A 14419-nucleotide genomic window follows, 5' to 3' on the forward strand; every position below is an offset into this window, starting at 1 on the left:
TTAAATTTCTACCTTGCTTAGTTGCTCTAATTTGGCAAGTTCTGCTTCATATTGTGCAATTTGATCTTTGTGGACGTCAAAAGCTGAACGACTTTGCAAGTTCGTGTGTTTCTCTTTTATTTGCTCGAGTGTGCCCCAATCCTGTTTTAACAAGGTACCAATTTTATCAAAGACACCTGTACGGCGACTTAATCCCTCTAATGAAATCTCAAGGTCGAGTAATTTTTGGACCATTTCAGCTGATACTTCGTATTTTTCACCCAGCTCGAGTAAAATTTGTGCTTCTATTTCACCAAAGTTGTTATTGTCGTTGACTACCCAATTTAAGTCTTTACCGTATATTTCACGGTAAATTTTGGGTAACTCATCTGCCCAATCTGGCTCATTAGGGTCGTTTAACCATTCTTGGCGAATTGCATGAAGTTCAGGCTCAGTAATTAAAGTAACTTTGTAACCATCTTCATTGAATTTTTTTCTTGATTGAGTAATTCTTGTAGCCATTCTTTACGGAATCTCATCATATAAGGGCCAGGAACATGAGCACGGTCTTTAGTGAGCTCTTCATCGCTTTTAGCTCGTTGGTAACTAACTTTCCCCGTGCGCCTTTTGAAATTTCTATATGTAGCTTTTTCTTCTGGAATAGTTGTTATAGCTAGCTTCTCTCTAAATTCTAACAATGGTAGCATCCATTCTTCACCATTTTTAATTAGACTTTCCATTGCTCGATCTTTACTTACGACAGTGCAAGTCCAACAGCCAAAACGTGAATTACCGCAAGAGGGAGTACTATCATCAATTACCATTGGGCATTCGCCTTGGTCAGATGAATCTTTGTACAAGTTCCACAAGGTCATATTTTTTGAACCCCATGGATTTTCCCATTCTAATTCATATTTGTTTAACCACTTTTTACCAATACCCATAGGTGAGATGGTTACCTCTAAACTGCAAGCACGCAATATTTTCCACACATCGTCCATGCTCCAGGTATCAATAGGAGTATAGATAAATGCATTGGCTAAAGTAGTGTGTCGAGCAAGACGTGTATTTTCTATTTTATGTTTTGCGATAACTTGAGCACGTGAAGCACTTTCTTGGCTACGTGAGCCTAATATAACGATGACTTCATCGTGCTTAGCTACTTTATCTTTTATAAAATCACTGACAGGGTCAATCTTCATTCTCTCTGTACACCAACGGAAACTTTGTGTCGGTGCTGGGTAGCCTTTACCTAACAAACAAGCCCAAAAAGTTTTATCTGGTTTCGGTAATACTTTATGTGTGGTGATGGGTAAATTGTCACGTTTTGCCTGGTTTCCAATACTTGCTAAAGATTTATTGACGTGGTCAATAACCAGTGGTGTTTCTACTAATGTATCGGAAGCTACCACATAGATATTTTTAGTACGTTTTTCTTCATCTAATGCTAATAAAGCTAAATGAGATCAGCGTCACAACTGCAGAGGAGTCTTTACCACCACTATAACCAATAACCCATGGTCGATTATCACTACAATAAACCGTTTGTACGTCATTGATGAAGTGCTTTAAAGCAAAACCTTCGTGATTTTTTCTTCGCGTAAAAGATCACGACAAAGGTTTGCACTGACCAAATTTTTCAATTCATCCGCAAGATTATTATATGTGTTTAATTGTTCAGGTAGCGTTTCATGGTTGTTGTAACGCTTAAAACCTGCAAAAAACTCATTTTCTATATAATCAACTTGCTCTTCGTCTAGGCCATCGGCTCTAAATAAATCAGCCATGTTATGCCTCTTTTTTAGTTATGTATTTATTTTCTAAGATTCGTTCATCGGGAGTTAACGGCAAACCTAATGCTTCTTTTAATGCATTAGTGGTCAGCATAATATTGGTTGATGCTTTACTTAGCCTGCCATGTAACATACTGCGTGTAGCCCACTGAGGGTTAGATTTACGCCAATCTACATTTTTAAGTTGCTTGATTGTTTCTTTCCAATCATTGGGTTTTGCTGTTAACAAGGCACATCCTAAAGAACCTAATGCATGTAAACCTACGCCGTGAGCATGTATATATTCTTGTCGGAATTGAGATGGAGACAACTCTTTATTTATTATCATTTGCCATTCTGGTGTCGCATCAAATACTGCATGCCAATATTCATTCGAAAGCGTTCTTTCTTCATCTGAAAAGCCATCTTTCATACCTTTGCTGAGTAATGCACGATTGGCTTGTTTTAAACTACTTAAAGTAAATAATTTACTGCTTTTTGAACTGATATTAGATTTTTCCATTTCAGTAAAACCGATAAATGGTTTTATATGTTGTGCTTGATATCTCGCTAATTCAGCACTTTCATCACGTAAATCATATAATGCACCTAAAGAAGGGCTTGGTTTTACTGCATGTTTGTTTAAGTCAGCAAACATTTGTTGGCTACGTTTTAAACCTTCATCGACAAAAAATACAACAGCAATATTGTCATGTCCTAAGTCTGGGTTTTCTTTTAATGCGGCTTCGATCGTCTGCTCGTCTGTGTTGACCATCATTAATAAGGATTTGTGCATCCATCGGAATGCTTAATGTGCCTAAACCTGATAGACCAGCTTCTGTAAATTTTATAGAGGAAGCAACGGAAGCTGTAATCGCTGAGAATACGTAATCATTTCGATTTTCTGCAAGGTAACGTGCCATTTCTGGAATACGTGATTTATTTAACGTTCGTTGCGCTCTTAATTCAGGTGGTACTTCTTCTTCATCGAATACGAATATCTTAGGAATGGTACTTAATGGGCAAGTTGCTAGGTAGAAGGGCTTGCCTGCTTGCATACCACTGACAGCAGGAAACGAAAAACAGTAACCATCTTGAGAGTTATTCATAATACACCTGTATGTTAAGATTAACGTGTAGTTGACTATGGTACGTTAAATTTAACGTACCGCAAGATATTTGTTAGTAATTTTTATTAGATATAGACTTATTTGGTGAGTTTTTCTCTAAATAAGTCATTATTTAAGGTTTTTAAGTACTTTAATAGTTACTAAACGTTATTGGATAACGTGGTGTTTTTATATACAGATTTCTTGGTTTGCACTGACGTAATCGAAAATCAATAACCTATAGGGTAAATTTAGCCTCCAGTCATTTCTGTCAAGCCAGAGTAATTTATTATTATTTAGTTAATGAGGCAATTATTCATATTATTTGCCTCATAAAATGAGGCGAATAATTTTTGAGTATAAAGCCAACGATCTTTTTATCTTCTTCTCGTAATCTTGTCTCAAACTCATTACGCGACAATAAAACATCTTCGCCTAAATTTATATTCAGCAATTTAGCCAGGCGTTTATCAAAGCTAATTTGTTTTTTATAGTTAACAAAACTCCCATCAATATAAGCTCCTTTATTTAACAGTGGCGGTCTTCGGTTTTCATTGATGTAATCAAAGAAGTCGATATCTTGTTCTGCCATTTTTATTTTGATGCGTTCAACTAAAAAAGGGACAGCTTTATTTTCAAAGTCATCGTAACCTGTGAGGGTGACTTTGCCTGAGGTGATGTGAATTTTTATTAGGTCGATATCATCATCAATTTCACCGTACATTTGTAGAGCAGAGTCTACGTAGATTCGTAATAATAAGGGTAATTCAGGTAAAAAGCTTTTATGTAATAACAGTGAGTGCCCTTGGTTTAAAACACTAGCAGGCAGGGCTTGATGTGCTTTTAAACATTGTTGTTCTATCAGTTCGATATCAGCGATTGCAAATAACAGTTCTGTGGCTAAATTAAGCGCGATTTTATATTCACCAAACAGCGCTTTGATATCTCGTTTTAAGTCTTCGGGCTGTTGCGTATAGGGTTTACGTTTTTCGAATAAGCTTATTGCAAAATAAGCGAGCAAATCTTCTTTTCGTTTATGCTGTGCTTGTTCAAATTCAGAGGTATCGTAAAGTTCTCCAAGTAATGAAAAAGTTTTCTTAAAAGAGCCTGTTAAAGCTTTTATTGACTCAGCTTCTTGAAACTCTTCATTGGCAGGGATTCGGCCTAATTGTAAACAGGTTTGCCAAAAATCATTAAACAGTGATTCATGTTGTGTGATTAATAATTTAGCTTGGTCTTTTTGTATTTTTTGTGTATTTACAGGCTCTGGTGAACTGAGTTGTTTCCAATGGGTGTGACGTTTATAGCGACTTTGCAAATAGTTTTGTTCTGCTATTTTATCTCTAAATATGTAAAAAATCCCAGGTGCAACCGTAACTGCGACTTCACCTAAATGGCGTTCGATATAGCTTTTTATTTCAGTTTGAGCAAAGTATTTTTGAAAGGTATTTCGTGAGGTGATGACGCCATCTTTATAGGGAGTAAATTGGCTAATATAAGTTTCATTAGCAAGCATCACTGATACAACTAAAAATTGTTGCGTTAATTCCCAGGCTTTTAATAAAGCTTCTAAACGTTCATCTTGATCTTCAATAACATTTAGTACAAAACCTAAATTTACTATATCTGAGCTTACTTTATCATTATCAGGCTGAAAATTTGGGTCCCATCCTATTGCATCTAATCCGTGCGCTTCTAATTCACGTAAGTCATCGCCACGGCCACAACCGTAATCAAAGACTGTGTAATCACCTTCTAAGAAACCACTTTTAGCGAGTGACTTCATGGGGGCTGATAATTCATGGCGTACGATTGCTGTTTTGTGGCGGTCAATATTTTTGTCTGATGTTGGATCTATTACCGAACTACTTCTGAATAACCGCCCATCGATTAATTCATAACCATGTCGCGCAATTAAGTTTAGCCAAGATTGTTTAAAACCTATCATGCGCGTATTTTCATATAATCCTGCATTTACTCCTTCGCTTGTTACTTGCGTGAAATGTTCATAGTGAGGATTATCATTCAGGATCATGGTTTCTTTTCGATGCAGAATAGGCGGGTTTTCTGAATTTGAGTATTCGGTAATTCGGTGTGATAACTTGTTTAAATCGACGTTAATACTTTTGTTTAATGCAGGGTAGGAGTCTTGATAAAATTCAGGATAATTCAGTAACGACAAGCGGAATTCTTTTTTGAATAATTTAACTAAATTCCATTCTTCATCTTTTATATTAAGGGCTTTAGCAACCGCGGGTATAAAACCCTGCAGCTGTTTTAGGTAATGCATTAAAGGCATCTTTATGAAGGTATAATGCATCGGGTAATTGTTTACCAAATTTGATTTCTTTGACTAATTTTGTAAACAGTTGTGCGTCCATGAGTTTCTTTATTCCATCACTAGATTGAGTTTTCTAATAAAGCCAATGCTTTATTTTCTTTTGCACCTTTACCCATATTGCGCTTGCCATTTTCATCGCGCAGTTTTACATGTAAATATTTTGAGTGTTCGGGGCCAAAACTAATATGAATAGGGCGGTCAGAGCCATAAAAATATAATCTATCGTACGGTAGCTCATTGATAACATATTGTGCAACGATGTGCATCTGGTTCTCGTAACCTTTAATGTAGATATCACAAGTCGCACCATCGCGTTTACATATTCTATTCCCGCGACTGTTTAGTTCATAGGTCGCGTGTTGATCAAGTTCAGGTGCCATATCTCCAGGGCTATTCTTTTTAATGTAACTGAGTAATTGAAAAGAGGTGAATCCGTAGGTGACTTTTATCTCGCCAAATTGAGCTTGCAATGGTGCAATAATATTTTCATTAAGTTGTTGTAATGCTTGCTGTGTTTGTTCAGTGAATGGCTGATTATCACCGTCGTAATCAGTGTGTTTTTGTTTAAACCAAGTTATTAAATTATTGTTCATATTTTACCCTTGTTGAACCATTAATATTATATGCACAGCATTTTAATTATTTATCGATAAAATGTTTTGTTGATTATAATCACCAATATTGTTGTTTTATATTATATTGGTGCTTATAATCATCAAAAAGGTTAGTTTATATGAATTCTTTATTGAAGATATCAGAGATAATTCTCGTAGAAAGAAAAAAGAATAAGTGGACCCAACAACAATTGGCGGATTACGCGGGACTTAACCGCTCTACAATTGGTAAAGTTGAGCGTGGTGATTATGATGAAGTTGGTCTGAGAAAGATTGAGCGGTTATTGAATTTGTTTAACAAATCTCTGGCAGTTACTGATGTCGGCTTGCCTACTTTGGATCAATTAAAAGAGCAAAATAATGGCTAATGTTGATGTATATAATCACAATAAACGAGTTGGACGACTTCAAAAGCAAAATATAGCGCATCATTACGGCTATGAATTAACTGCAAAACACGCTTTGTCTTTAACCATGCCTATTCGAGTGGAAACTTATTCGTTTGATGGTTTGCATCCTTTTTTTCAAATGAATATGCCTGAAGGGGGTTACGTGAAGCAATTGAAAAAGCAACTATTAAGCAATATGGGAGTGATGATTTAACGGTTTTAGCTTTGTTAGGTAATAATCAAATTGGTTCTGTGAGGTATGCACTTGAAAACAAACCTCTTGTTACTGATGATGATTTTGATTTGAGTTTAGATCAATTGATTGAAAGTGATAACCTTGATCTGTTTTCTGAATTATTATCTCGATTTGCACTACGTTTCTGGTGTTGCTGGTGTTCAACCTAAAGTCTTATTAGATGCTAAACAGCAGTTCAAGCAACAATTCAAACAGCAAGTAAACCAAAAAAACACATACCCAATTGATTCATATATTGTTAAAAGCTGGGGAGACGAATACCCTCAATTAGCATGTAATGAGTTTATTTGTTTAAGTATGGCTCAAGTCGCAGGTTTGGTTGTTTCCCTTTTTATCTTAGTGATAATGGTCGATTACTGATAACGAAACGTTTTGATATTAATGCTGATGGTAAACCTATCGGTTTTGAAGATTTTTGTGTTTTACAGGGAAAATCTACAAAACAAAAATATGATGCTAGTTTAGAATCATGCGCTAATACAATTAGTCAGTTTGTTTCTTCAGCGCATCGTTCTTCTGCTTTATATGACTTTTTCAAACTAACATTGTTAAACATCATGTTGAGAAATGGAGATGCACATCTAAAAAACTATGGGGTTGTCTATGATCATCTTACTGATTATCGATTAGGAAACATGCCAAGTGAACCTGTTATATTTTCTCCTGTCTTTGATATTGTTAGTACTGTGGTGTATATAAAAAATGACACGATGGCTTTAAGTTTAACTGGGTCAAAACGATGGCCTAAATGGAAGGTTTTGGTCAAATTTGCTAAGCAACATTGCTTACTTTCAAACAAACAAATAGAACAAATTCTACAAGAAATAGAATCATGCTAAATTAATTACTTTACCGATAATCGAAACGATAAGTCGCCAGCATGAAGATTTTAGAAGAATTGCTGATGAGCTAAAGCTGTTACTTAATAATAATATTCAAGATAACTAAACCCAACTTAAAACCTCTATTCAAATAGCCTATATCAAAACAGCGCTTTTATCTTAGCAAAACTCATCCCAAACTCACTTGGGCTGAATTTGAACTTTGACCAGTCACTTAACGTGTTGATAGTTTCGTTGGGCGATGGAGCGATATAAGCTAAACCTGCGATGATAACGACGGTTATTAGGGTTAGTATTTTATTATCAAAATCAGCTATTTTCAGTGCGCTACCAAAGGAGCGTTTGATGGTGACGTTACTTAAATCGACGCTGTATAACTCGTCTAATAAAAGGTGAATTAATCCCCTAATAATATAAACCCTCCTGAAAGCCATGCAATCAGTGCTTTGTCCTGTAGGGCGCTTTGTGGTGTGCTTGGCGATATCACACTCCATATCACTTGTGTTGTTATTAGTGCACATAAAATTAAAAATAATAAAGAGTGGCAACTGCCTCGATGTACGGTGAAATATTCAAAGAGAGGTCGAACAAGGTATTTTATGACTAAAAACACCACGAGCGGGATGGCAATAAGCTCAATGAAGCTGAGTTGTGCCGACCATTCACTGGTTATGTAGCGGATACAGATTAAGACTGCACTTAAGGCGAATAAGTTAAAAATAATATCTAGTGAGTGGGAGTTATCAGAATCGACATCTGGTAATAATCCACCAATGGTGCCTAAAAACCATAAACCTACCGCTGTGTTTATGTTGATATGTTCTGCAGATAAAAGCACTGCTCGCACTCAGTCCGGTTAAGGTGGTCGCGACATTAAGATGGGTATTGAAGTTTGCCATTGTTTATCTCGTGGGAATAATGAGTGGCTATTCTAGCAAGTCCCTTTAACTAAAAACAGGATCTCATTATTGGCTTTAAACAGTATTCAACAAGTTGATTTTAGAACATAATGTTTGGAGTTATCAGTACTCAATAAGTAATTCGTAATATTATAAGGAGATATTTATGGCAGATTTACAGGCAGGTTCTTGTTTATGTGGTTCGGTAAAGTTTGAAATAGAGGGGCGTTTAAAAAGTTCTTTTTATGCCATTGTAGCCGTTGTCGAAAAACTTCGGGTTCTGCGCACTGTGCTAATTTATTTGCACCAGGGGCTAAGCTAAATTGGTTGAGTGGTGAAGATAAAGTGACTTTTTATCGACATGAAGGGGCTAACTTTGCGCGCAACTTTTGTTCTGTTTGTAGCTCGCTTTTACCAGTTGATGCAAAAGCGAGAGAAATAATTGTTGTACCAGCAGGCTGTTTAGATACGGATGTTGAAATATCTCCACAGGCGCACCTTTGTACCGATAGTAAAGGCAATTGGGATAAGATCTTGAATGATGTTCATTGCTTTGAAAACATGCCTGTTTAATTGATGCTAATTCCGTTAATACATTACTGATCAAAAAGAAGTTTTTATTTAACCTCAGCTCTGGGTAATGGATGCGAAATAACATTAAACTTCAAGAGGTTAAAAAATATATTATACAGTGCTGTTAGTTTTGCGTAGTTCAAGGCGAATTATCGAAGCAATAACGGGTTATTGGGAGATGATTTAACGCAGAAATATGCGTAAATAAAGGTACTGTATCGTTTTGCTTATCCAGAACTGAGGTTATTTAGTAATGTATTAACGGAATTGCTTTTACTTTATGTCCCTCCTTGATCTTCATTCTTTACATCTTTTGTAATTAAATCCTACCTCTCTTTTATTCAAAATAATGAATTTATTTTTGTGTTTTGTGTGATTTTTGAATGATAATAAATTAATATTAAATATGATTTTGATATAAATTAGCTAGCTTCACGTGTTATCTATTATTCGTGATTTAGCGATAGGTTAACCAAGTTAACCTAGTTGGGGGATTTTCGAATATTAATACCAGTCGTAATAATTATTGTTCTTTTTATTGGTTAAAGCGCTTATTTCATTGTTGAAGGTTCCGTGACGTTTACAATAACTTTCGCCTCGAGCTAAACACCTTTTCCTACGCAACATTCTGAGCACTTTTTTAATCGCATTGGTATAAGGAGACAGATTATGCAAACAATTGAAATTTTATATTCTGTTGGTAAAGGTGGGAAAAATAAAGCGATAGATGTGGCGTTAATTCAAGCCTTGTTAAAGGCAACTTTTTTAGATCTTAGAAGGCAATTCCGTTTAGGCAACAATGATGTGGATGACGATTATTCTTTATTAGAGGTTAATGGTTCTATTTCTGATGTGCTTATTGTGGCTATCAAACAATTCCAACAGGATATTGTGGAAATGAAGATACCTGATGGACGAGTAGACCCTAATGGACTTACTTTTAAGAAGCTTATTGAAATTCAAAAAACGCCACCTGTTTCGTTGATGAAAACAATTTTTAAGCCTGCTGACTTTGAAAAAACAGTATTAAATACTATTTCGACAAAACGCTTTAAAGACTTTTTTAAACAGTATCATGGATTAACTATTTCTAAAGGTGAAGATCTTGCTGGTTTTTTTAATAAAATAAAAATGGATAGTAAGATTATTTGCTTTGAATGGGTACGCTTATATGTTGGCTACCGCTTATCATGAAACTACTTTTTCATTTTTACCAAGAAGCGAAGCGGGTAAGGGGCGTGGTTATCAGTATGCGCAGGTATTTGATGTGACGGACACTCATGGTATCCGTGGTGTTGCTGGGAAAGTATATGAAAATGTCTATTATGGGCGTGGTTATGTGCAAATTACCTGGGATTATAATTATAAGAATCTGGGAAAGGCGTTAGATATTGGCGATAATTTGTATATTAACCCTGATTCGGCACTTGAACCGGATATGGCTTATCAGATCATGTCCTTTGGAATGCGCCATGGACGTTTTACCGGAAAAAAATTGTCGGATTATATAACGGAAAATAATGTAGATTATTTTAATGCTCGCCGTATTATTAATGGAACGGATCATGCAACTAAGATAGCTGAATATGCGCTGTCTATTGAGTGTTTATTACGTTTGGCGGCCTGTTCATTAAGTGATTTGGCTAAATTAAAAATACGATAATTAAAGTGAAAAATTAAAACGTGAAAAACAAGTTATTATTAAAAAGTAGGTTAAAGAATCATTCAACTAAGGCGTTATTAATTTTATCGGCATGGCCGTTTTTATTCGCTTGTACTAGCCCATCTGTCCTTGAAAGTATTGATGCTTCTGTTGCTGAGAAAACACGAACTCAGTGGCGAGAGAAATTGAATTGGCCTGGTTTTTGTGATGATGGAGTGAGTCATATTACCCAATACGATGATAGTTTTGTTGGCGTTGAAATTTATGATTGGGTTGCAGGTAAAAAGCTGATTTCAGTAGTATGTGAAACGGGTGCTTATCAGCAAGGATTAATCTTCTATTTACAAAATAATGCATCAAATGCTTCTTATCAGCTAATTAACTTCCCTCAATTTGCTTTGATAAAAGATGCGCCTGTTGATGCTAGTTTGGAAACAAAATCCGACTTTGGCTATTATCAATATCGTGACCCCCTTGTATCAGGAAACTTTCATTTTGATGTTGTTAACGGTCATATTCGTGTTGATGATTTTTATCGAAGTGGCGGAGGATGCGGTATAAGTACTAATTATTCTGTTTTAACAGAGCAAGCAAATGTGATTTCTTTACGTACTAAGGAAAGCTGTGATGAGGTTGATGCAAAAATTGCTGACTGGCAATTAAAGTCAAAATCAGAATATTCAAATTGGCCAAAACACTAGTGGTTTTTTTAGGTAATTAATAGGGTGAGTATTTACAGAAATTTACCACTCTCAGTTTTACTGTTATCAGCAAAAGCACAAAGAGAGTGGTTGATATTTGTTAAGCAAAATCTGTACTGATTCTGCTTAACTTAAAAGATTAACGAGTTTCTAAATCGTCTTCGTAATCTTCATCGTAGCTATCATCTTCATCAAAGTCTTCATCATCTAATGACTCAAAGTAAGCTTGTTGTTTTTTGTTATATAATTCAGTCGCTAGCGCTTTTTCTGAAGCTTGTTTAGTCGCTAATTCGGTGCGAGCATGACGTTTATCTGCTTTACGTTGATTACCTGCTTGTAGGTTTTCAACACATTCAGCTAGTTTTGCTTCTGCCCATTCTGTTGCTTGTGCTTCACTTGCAAAACCTTTCTTTTGTTTGGTAACGCTTGTTTTGCGTGAGCTAACTCGACGGGTAACTTCCGCATTCCATTGATCGCCAACTTGGCTAACAGAAAAGTCGAATTTTTGTTGTTGTGACATTGTTGTTTTTTCCTAATAATATTCTGTACTGAAATTCAGTTCGCGCTGATCTTAACATGGAATTTCGTTATTTGCTTTTTATTGTTGGCCAACTAAAGCCTTTTTCGCTTTTTATTTTTGCTGAACCACTGTTATTTTTTTGTTCGATAAAGTTTCTAATCAATTCGCTGGTTGCAGGGTTATCTTTGCAGAATGTTTTGAGGTATAAAATCTCCACTTTTTTACGTGCCCAGGGCGTTTTACGTAGAAATTTTAAACTCGATTTTAGACGCGGATTATTGATGAAACAGTTAATATTTAGGGTTTCACCCATTGTTTTCCAGCCGAACTTTTTTTCTAAGTCGATTAAAATGTTTTCTAGTTTTACGCCGTGGAGTGGATCTTTATTCATTTTGTTACCTAAGATGTTGTTGAAAGCATAGTGTAACAAAGAATACTGGCCAGATAAGTTTAAATAATGGGTTTACAATAAAATGTTGGTAAATGATGGACATTTACCAACATAATTTAGGGGCTTTCGTTATTTTTTAATGTCGATGCTGTAAAAGCTTGTGGTACCACTGACTTCGTTACCAACAATTAAAATTGGGCTATTCGTTGGGCTATCTTTAGCTGACACAAATTTGAAACCCTCTGGGCCTAAATCACCAGCGTCAATTTGATATTCTTCAATACCATCACCGTTGCTATCTTTATTGTCTTTAGGGTCAACATTAAGGTTACGGTTATTTAGGTATTGTACAAACTTTGCTTCGCTTGGGTTACTGATATTGTAAACCATGATCCCACCCATACGCTCAAGGCCAATAAAGGCGTAGGTCTGACCATGAATAACACCTGTTGTGATTGCTTCTGGCTCAGGGCCTTTGTTATCACTGCGGTCTTCACTTTTGAGTTTACTGTTTGATTGGTTAAACTGTTTACCGTATTTTTCTGCGGTAATAAGTTCAAAATCACTGCCTGAATCGAAGACTAATGTTTCTGTTTTCATGTCCCAAATAGAGAATGAACGTCCACCAAATGTCATTAGGCGGTCAATTTTGCCATCACCATCAATATCACCAAACTCTTGTGTTGCTGAATGTGAGAATTTGACTTGTTGTACGGCATCTTGATATTTACCGTCTTTTTCAAAGTGGCTTAAATCAAGTTTATTGCGTTGTGGATTATAAACTTCTTTGTCGAAAGCATCGGCAAGGTTTATATCGTCGGCACAGGCTTTGTCATCAAGGTTGTAATAGAAGTTTGCCATTTCACATTGCATTTGTGGTACTTCAATCAACCAATCACTACGATCATCACCTTCGTTAGCCGTTAGTAAATAGTCATTATGTTTAATGCGCACGGTTGCAATTGAGTCAGGTTGATATTGACCAAGCGCTGGTTCGTTTTTGATATTGGCTTTTTTGTCTTTGTTGTTTCCATCAAATTCGTTACCGGCTAGCATGTGATCTTTGAAACCTAGTGCCATGATTTTTTCAATCGACTTGGTTTTTAGGTCAATAACTGCAATAGCATTATTTTCTTGTAATGCGACATAGGCTTTACGCGCTTTGTTATTAATGGCGATGTACTCAGGCTCAATGTCCTGTGCAACAGAAGCATTGTATCCATTTAAAACAACTTGTTTTGGTAATTCGCTATGACGTTTGGCACCAAGGTTAAAATCATCAAAGGTAATACGTGTCACCTCTGTGCTAAGTTGTCCTTTATGCCAATCAATATCAATAATTGCTACTTCACCATCTGGGTCAATGGCATAGTTATCGTTACTTGGCTCACCTTCAATAGCAACCACTAGTTGCTTGCCATTTGCTGTGAAAGTTAGCATATCTGGCAATGCACCAACGTAAACGGCATTAATAAAGGATAAGTTTTGACTGTTATAAAATGCAACCCAACCAGCATCTGTTTTATTTTCTGCTTCAATGGCAATGGCAAGTAAGCCATTTTTTACATCAACGCTATTGGTTGCTCCAGCATCTACGTTAAGGTGTTTTTTTAAATCGCTTTTGATATCTAATGAGGTATTTAGTGTTGGGTGCTGGATATCTTTACTATTTAGTACGTCAATTTTGCCAGACTGTGCATTTACAACAAATGTTTGCTGGGTCATTTTATCGTAAGTTACGATTTCGGCGAGCACTTTGATCAAAAATGTTACTGTGATAGCGACCTTGAGGCGTTAATTCTATCGAAGTATGTTCAGTATTGCTGGTTGTTGAACATGCGCTCAGTGCAGTTGAAAGGATTATTGTAGTGATCAAGTTCTTTTTCATGACTTACCTTATTTGTATCTAAGTGAATCGAATCGTTTTTAGGTTGGGCATGTTTTACCGAATAAAGATGACAGTTATATTGCATTTTCGTGGCAATGCGATGACGGTGATAGAAAAGTGGGGGGACTAAAGTTGAGAAATGTTGAGTTTGCCGGTCAATTTTTATGCTCGCTTGCTTAATAAATAGTTAGTTTGTTGAATTTATCGACATTCAAACGTTTTTTTGAAAATAATCACCCTTAAGCGCTTGTAGTTGAATTAAAAATGTATAGAATACTCGTCACTTACTAAGCACTGAGCAAACAAGTTCAAGTAAAGTAATTGCCCGGATGGTGGAATCGGTAGACACCCAAGATTTAAAATCTTGTGCATTCTGTGCGTGCGAGTTCAAGTCTCGCTCCGGGCACCATATTTAAAATAAAGAGCCTCGTTTATCGGGGCTTTTTATTGCCTAAAATTCAGCATCTTCGCTTATTTCCCTG

The 14419-nt window shown here is 36.0% G+C and carries 20 protein-coding genes, 1 tRNA gene and 2 pseudogenes; 11 read left to right on the forward strand and 12 right to left on the reverse strand.

Going from position 1 to position 14419, the window contains the following annotated elements; all coding sequences use genetic code 11:
• The 8 genes from ACLKMH_RS12995 to ACLKMH_RS13030 all read right to left on the reverse strand — a co-directional run bounded on the left by ACLKMH_RS12995 (window position 1) and on the right by ACLKMH_RS13030 (window position 5794).
• Window positions 1-501: a hypothetical protein gene (locus ACLKMH_RS12995; protein ID WP_413698557.1), complete on the reverse strand. Its 501-nt coding sequence runs from the start codon at window positions 499-501 to the stop codon at window positions 1-3.
• Window positions 438-1391: a phosphoadenosine phosphosulfate reductase family protein gene (locus tag ACLKMH_RS13000; protein WP_413698558.1), complete on the reverse strand. Its 954-nt coding sequence runs from the start codon at window positions 1389-1391 to the stop codon at window positions 438-440. The genes ACLKMH_RS12995 and ACLKMH_RS13000 overlap by 64 nt, the downstream gene beginning before the upstream one ends.
• A 156-nt stretch (window positions 1392-1547) precedes the next feature.
• Entirely contained in the window at window positions 1548-1766 is a 219-nt protein-coding gene (locus ACLKMH_RS13005; RefSeq protein WP_413698559.1) for a hypothetical protein, read from the reverse strand.
• A gap of 1 nt (window position 1767) precedes the next feature.
• Window positions 1768-2547 carry a DNA sulfur modification protein DndB gene (locus tag ACLKMH_RS13010; protein WP_413698560.1) on the reverse strand — a complete coding sequence of 260 codons (780 nt, stop codon included), beginning with the start codon at window positions 2545-2547 and terminating at the stop codon, window positions 1768-1770.
• Window positions 2462-2860 carry a DNA sulfur modification protein DndB gene (locus ACLKMH_RS13015; protein ID WP_413698561.1) on the reverse strand — a complete coding sequence of 133 codons (399 nt, stop codon included), beginning with the start codon at window positions 2858-2860 and terminating at the stop codon, window positions 2462-2464. The genes ACLKMH_RS13010 and ACLKMH_RS13015 overlap by 86 nt, the downstream gene beginning before the upstream one ends.
• Before the next feature lie 316 nt (window positions 2861-3176).
• Complete coding sequence (locus tag ACLKMH_RS13020) at window positions 3177-5042, reverse strand: DNA phosphorothioation-associated putative methyltransferase (protein ID WP_413698562.1); 1866 nt, start codon at window positions 5040-5042, stop codon at window positions 3177-3179.
• A gap of 61 nt (window positions 5043-5103) precedes the next feature.
• Window positions 5104-5241, reverse strand: coding sequence for a hypothetical protein (locus ACLKMH_RS13025; protein ID WP_413698563.1), 138 nt, complete (start codon window positions 5239-5241; stop codon window positions 5104-5106).
• A gap of 19 nt (window positions 5242-5260) precedes the next feature.
• Window positions 5261-5794 carry a hypothetical protein gene (locus ACLKMH_RS13030; protein WP_413698564.1) on the reverse strand — a complete coding sequence of 178 codons (534 nt, stop codon included), beginning with the start codon at window positions 5792-5794 and terminating at the stop codon, window positions 5261-5263.
• Window positions 5795-5934: 140 nt separating this feature from the next.
• Between ACLKMH_RS13030 and ACLKMH_RS13035 the strand changes: the two genes are divergently transcribed.
• Genes ACLKMH_RS13035 through ACLKMH_RS13055 form a run of 5 tightly spaced genes read left to right on the forward strand, consistent with a single transcriptional unit; the run spans window position 5935 to window position 7299 of the window.
• Window positions 5935-6183, forward strand: coding sequence for a helix-turn-helix transcriptional regulator (locus ACLKMH_RS13035; RefSeq protein ID WP_413698565.1), 249 nt, complete (start codon window positions 5935-5937; stop codon window positions 6181-6183).
• Window positions 6176-6418: a HipA N-terminal domain-containing protein gene (locus ACLKMH_RS13040; RefSeq protein WP_413698566.1), complete on the forward strand. Its 243-nt coding sequence runs from the start codon at window positions 6176-6178 to the stop codon at window positions 6416-6418. The genes ACLKMH_RS13035 and ACLKMH_RS13040 overlap by 8 nt, the downstream gene beginning before the upstream one ends.
• Before the next feature lie 11 nt (window positions 6419-6429).
• The gene (locus ACLKMH_RS13045) at window positions 6430-6609 is read left to right on the forward strand and encodes a hypothetical protein (RefSeq protein WP_413702470.1); all 180 of its coding nucleotides are present in this window, start codon (window positions 6430-6432) and stop codon (window positions 6607-6609) included.
• On the forward strand, window positions 6533-6820 hold the full coding sequence (locus tag ACLKMH_RS13050) for a HipA domain-containing protein (protein ID WP_413698567.1): 288 nt from the start codon (window positions 6533-6535) through the stop codon (window positions 6818-6820). The genes ACLKMH_RS13045 and ACLKMH_RS13050 overlap by 77 nt, the downstream gene beginning before the upstream one ends.
• Entirely contained in the window at window positions 6748-7299 is a 552-nt protein-coding gene (locus tag ACLKMH_RS13055; protein ID WP_413698568.1) for a type II toxin-antitoxin system HipA family toxin, read from the forward strand. Before ACLKMH_RS13050 ends, ACLKMH_RS13055 begins: the two co-directional genes overlap by 73 nt.
• Before the next feature lie 143 nt (window positions 7300-7442).
• Here the strand turns inward: ACLKMH_RS13055 and ACLKMH_RS13060 are convergent.
• Window positions 7443-8201 (reverse strand): annotated as a pseudogene (locus tag ACLKMH_RS13060) (metal-dependent hydrolase).
• A gap of 166 nt (window positions 8202-8367) precedes the next feature.
• Between ACLKMH_RS13060 and ACLKMH_RS13065 the strand changes: the two are divergent.
• The 5 genes and pseudogenes from ACLKMH_RS13065 (at window position 8368) to ACLKMH_RS13085 (ending at window position 11138) form a co-directional block, all read left to right on the forward strand.
• The gene (locus tag ACLKMH_RS13065) at window positions 8368-8523 is read left to right on the forward strand and encodes a hypothetical protein (protein ID WP_413698569.1); all 156 of its coding nucleotides are present in this window, start codon (window positions 8368-8370) and stop codon (window positions 8521-8523) included.
• A pseudogene (locus ACLKMH_RS13070) lies at window positions 8505-8774 on the forward strand (GFA family protein); the annotation flags it as partial. The gene ACLKMH_RS13065 and the pseudogene ACLKMH_RS13070, both read left to right, overlap by 19 nt.
• A gap of 669 nt (window positions 8775-9443) precedes the next feature.
• Window positions 9444-9968, forward strand: coding sequence for a peptidoglycan-binding domain-containing protein (locus ACLKMH_RS13075; RefSeq protein ID WP_413698570.1), 525 nt, complete (start codon window positions 9444-9446; stop codon window positions 9966-9968).
• On the forward strand, window positions 9946-10437 hold the full coding sequence (locus tag ACLKMH_RS13080; protein WP_413698571.1) for a glycoside hydrolase family 19 protein: 492 nt from the start codon (window positions 9946-9948) through the stop codon (window positions 10435-10437). The genes ACLKMH_RS13075 and ACLKMH_RS13080 overlap by 23 nt, the downstream gene beginning before the upstream one ends.
• A 20-nt stretch (window positions 10438-10457) precedes the next feature.
• A complete protein-coding gene (locus tag ACLKMH_RS13085; protein ID WP_413698572.1) occupies window positions 10458-11138 on the forward strand; it encodes a hypothetical protein in 681 nt (226 codons plus the stop codon).
• Window positions 11139-11277: 139 nt separating this feature from the next.
• Here ACLKMH_RS13085 and ACLKMH_RS13090 read toward each other — a convergent pair whose 3' ends face one another.
• From ACLKMH_RS13090 to ACLKMH_RS13100, 3 genes are all read right to left on the reverse strand, one after another.
• Complete coding sequence (locus ACLKMH_RS13090; protein ID WP_413698573.1) at window positions 11278-11658, reverse strand: DUF3622 domain-containing protein; 381 nt, start codon at window positions 11656-11658, stop codon at window positions 11278-11280.
• A gap of 67 nt (window positions 11659-11725) precedes the next feature.
• The gene (locus ACLKMH_RS13095; RefSeq protein WP_413698574.1) at window positions 11726-12049 is read right to left on the reverse strand and encodes a VF530 family DNA-binding protein; all 324 of its coding nucleotides are present in this window, start codon (window positions 12047-12049) and stop codon (window positions 11726-11728) included.
• Window positions 12050-12178: 129 nt separating this feature from the next.
• A complete protein-coding gene (locus ACLKMH_RS13100; protein WP_413698575.1) occupies window positions 12179-13804 on the reverse strand; it encodes a choice-of-anchor I family protein in 1626 nt (541 codons plus the stop codon).
• A gap of 456 nt (window positions 13805-14260) precedes the next feature.
• Between ACLKMH_RS13100 and ACLKMH_RS13105 the strand changes: the two genes are divergently transcribed.
• Window positions 14261-14346 (forward strand) — tRNA-Leu (locus tag ACLKMH_RS13105).
• Window positions 14347-14419 lie beyond the last annotated feature (73 nt).

The organism is Psychromonas sp. KJ10-10, assembly GCF_047323245.1.
Classification (GTDB): Bacteria; Pseudomonadota; Gammaproteobacteria; order Enterobacterales; family Psychromonadaceae; genus Psychromonas.

Bases quoted from the DNA above. Each gene is read 5' to 3' on its own strand.
- ACLKMH_RS13005 (WP_413698559.1), bottom strand. From the start codon at position 1,766: ATGGCTGATTTATTTAGAGCCGATGGCCTAGACGAAGAGCAAGTTGAT.
- ACLKMH_RS13035 (WP_413698565.1), top strand. From the start codon at position 5,935: ATGAATTCTTTATTGAAGATATCAGAGATAATTCTCGTAGAAAGAAAA.
- ACLKMH_RS13040 (WP_413698566.1), top strand. From the start codon at position 6,176: ATGGCTAATGTTGATGTATATAATCACAATAAACGAGTTGGACGACTT.
- ACLKMH_RS13075 (WP_413698570.1), top strand. From the start codon at position 9,444: ATGCAAACAATTGAAATTTTATATTCTGTTGGTAAAGGTGGGAAAAAT.
- ACLKMH_RS13010 (WP_413698560.1), bottom strand. From the start codon at position 2,547: ATGCACAAATCCTTATTAATGATGGTCAACACAGACGAGCAGACGATC.
- ACLKMH_RS13025 (WP_413698563.1), bottom strand. From the start codon at position 5,241: ATGGACGCACAACTGTTTACAAAATTAGTCAAAGAAATCAAATTTGGT.
- ACLKMH_RS13065 (WP_413698569.1), top strand. From the start codon at position 8,368: ATGGCAGATTTACAGGCAGGTTCTTGTTTATGTGGTTCGGTAAAGTTT.
- ACLKMH_RS13080 (WP_413698571.1), top strand. From the start codon at position 9,946: ATGTTGGCTACCGCTTATCATGAAACTACTTTTTCATTTTTACCAAGA.
- ACLKMH_RS13030 (WP_413698564.1), bottom strand. From the start codon at position 5,794: ATGAACAATAATTTAATAACTTGGTTTAAACAAAAACACACTGATTAC.
- ACLKMH_RS13095 (WP_413698574.1), bottom strand. From the start codon at position 12,049: ATGAATAAAGATCCACTCCACGGCGTAAAACTAGAAAACATTTTAATC.
- ACLKMH_RS12995 (WP_413698557.1), bottom strand. From the start codon at position 501: ATGGCTACAAGAATTACTCAATCAAGAAAAAAATTCAATGAAGATGGT.
- ACLKMH_RS13090 (WP_413698573.1), bottom strand. From the start codon at position 11,658: ATGTCACAACAACAAAAATTCGACTTTTCTGTTAGCCAAGTTGGCGAT.
- ACLKMH_RS13015 (WP_413698561.1), bottom strand. From the start codon at position 2,860: ATGAATAACTCTCAAGATGGTTACTGTTTTTCGTTTCCTGCTGTCAGT.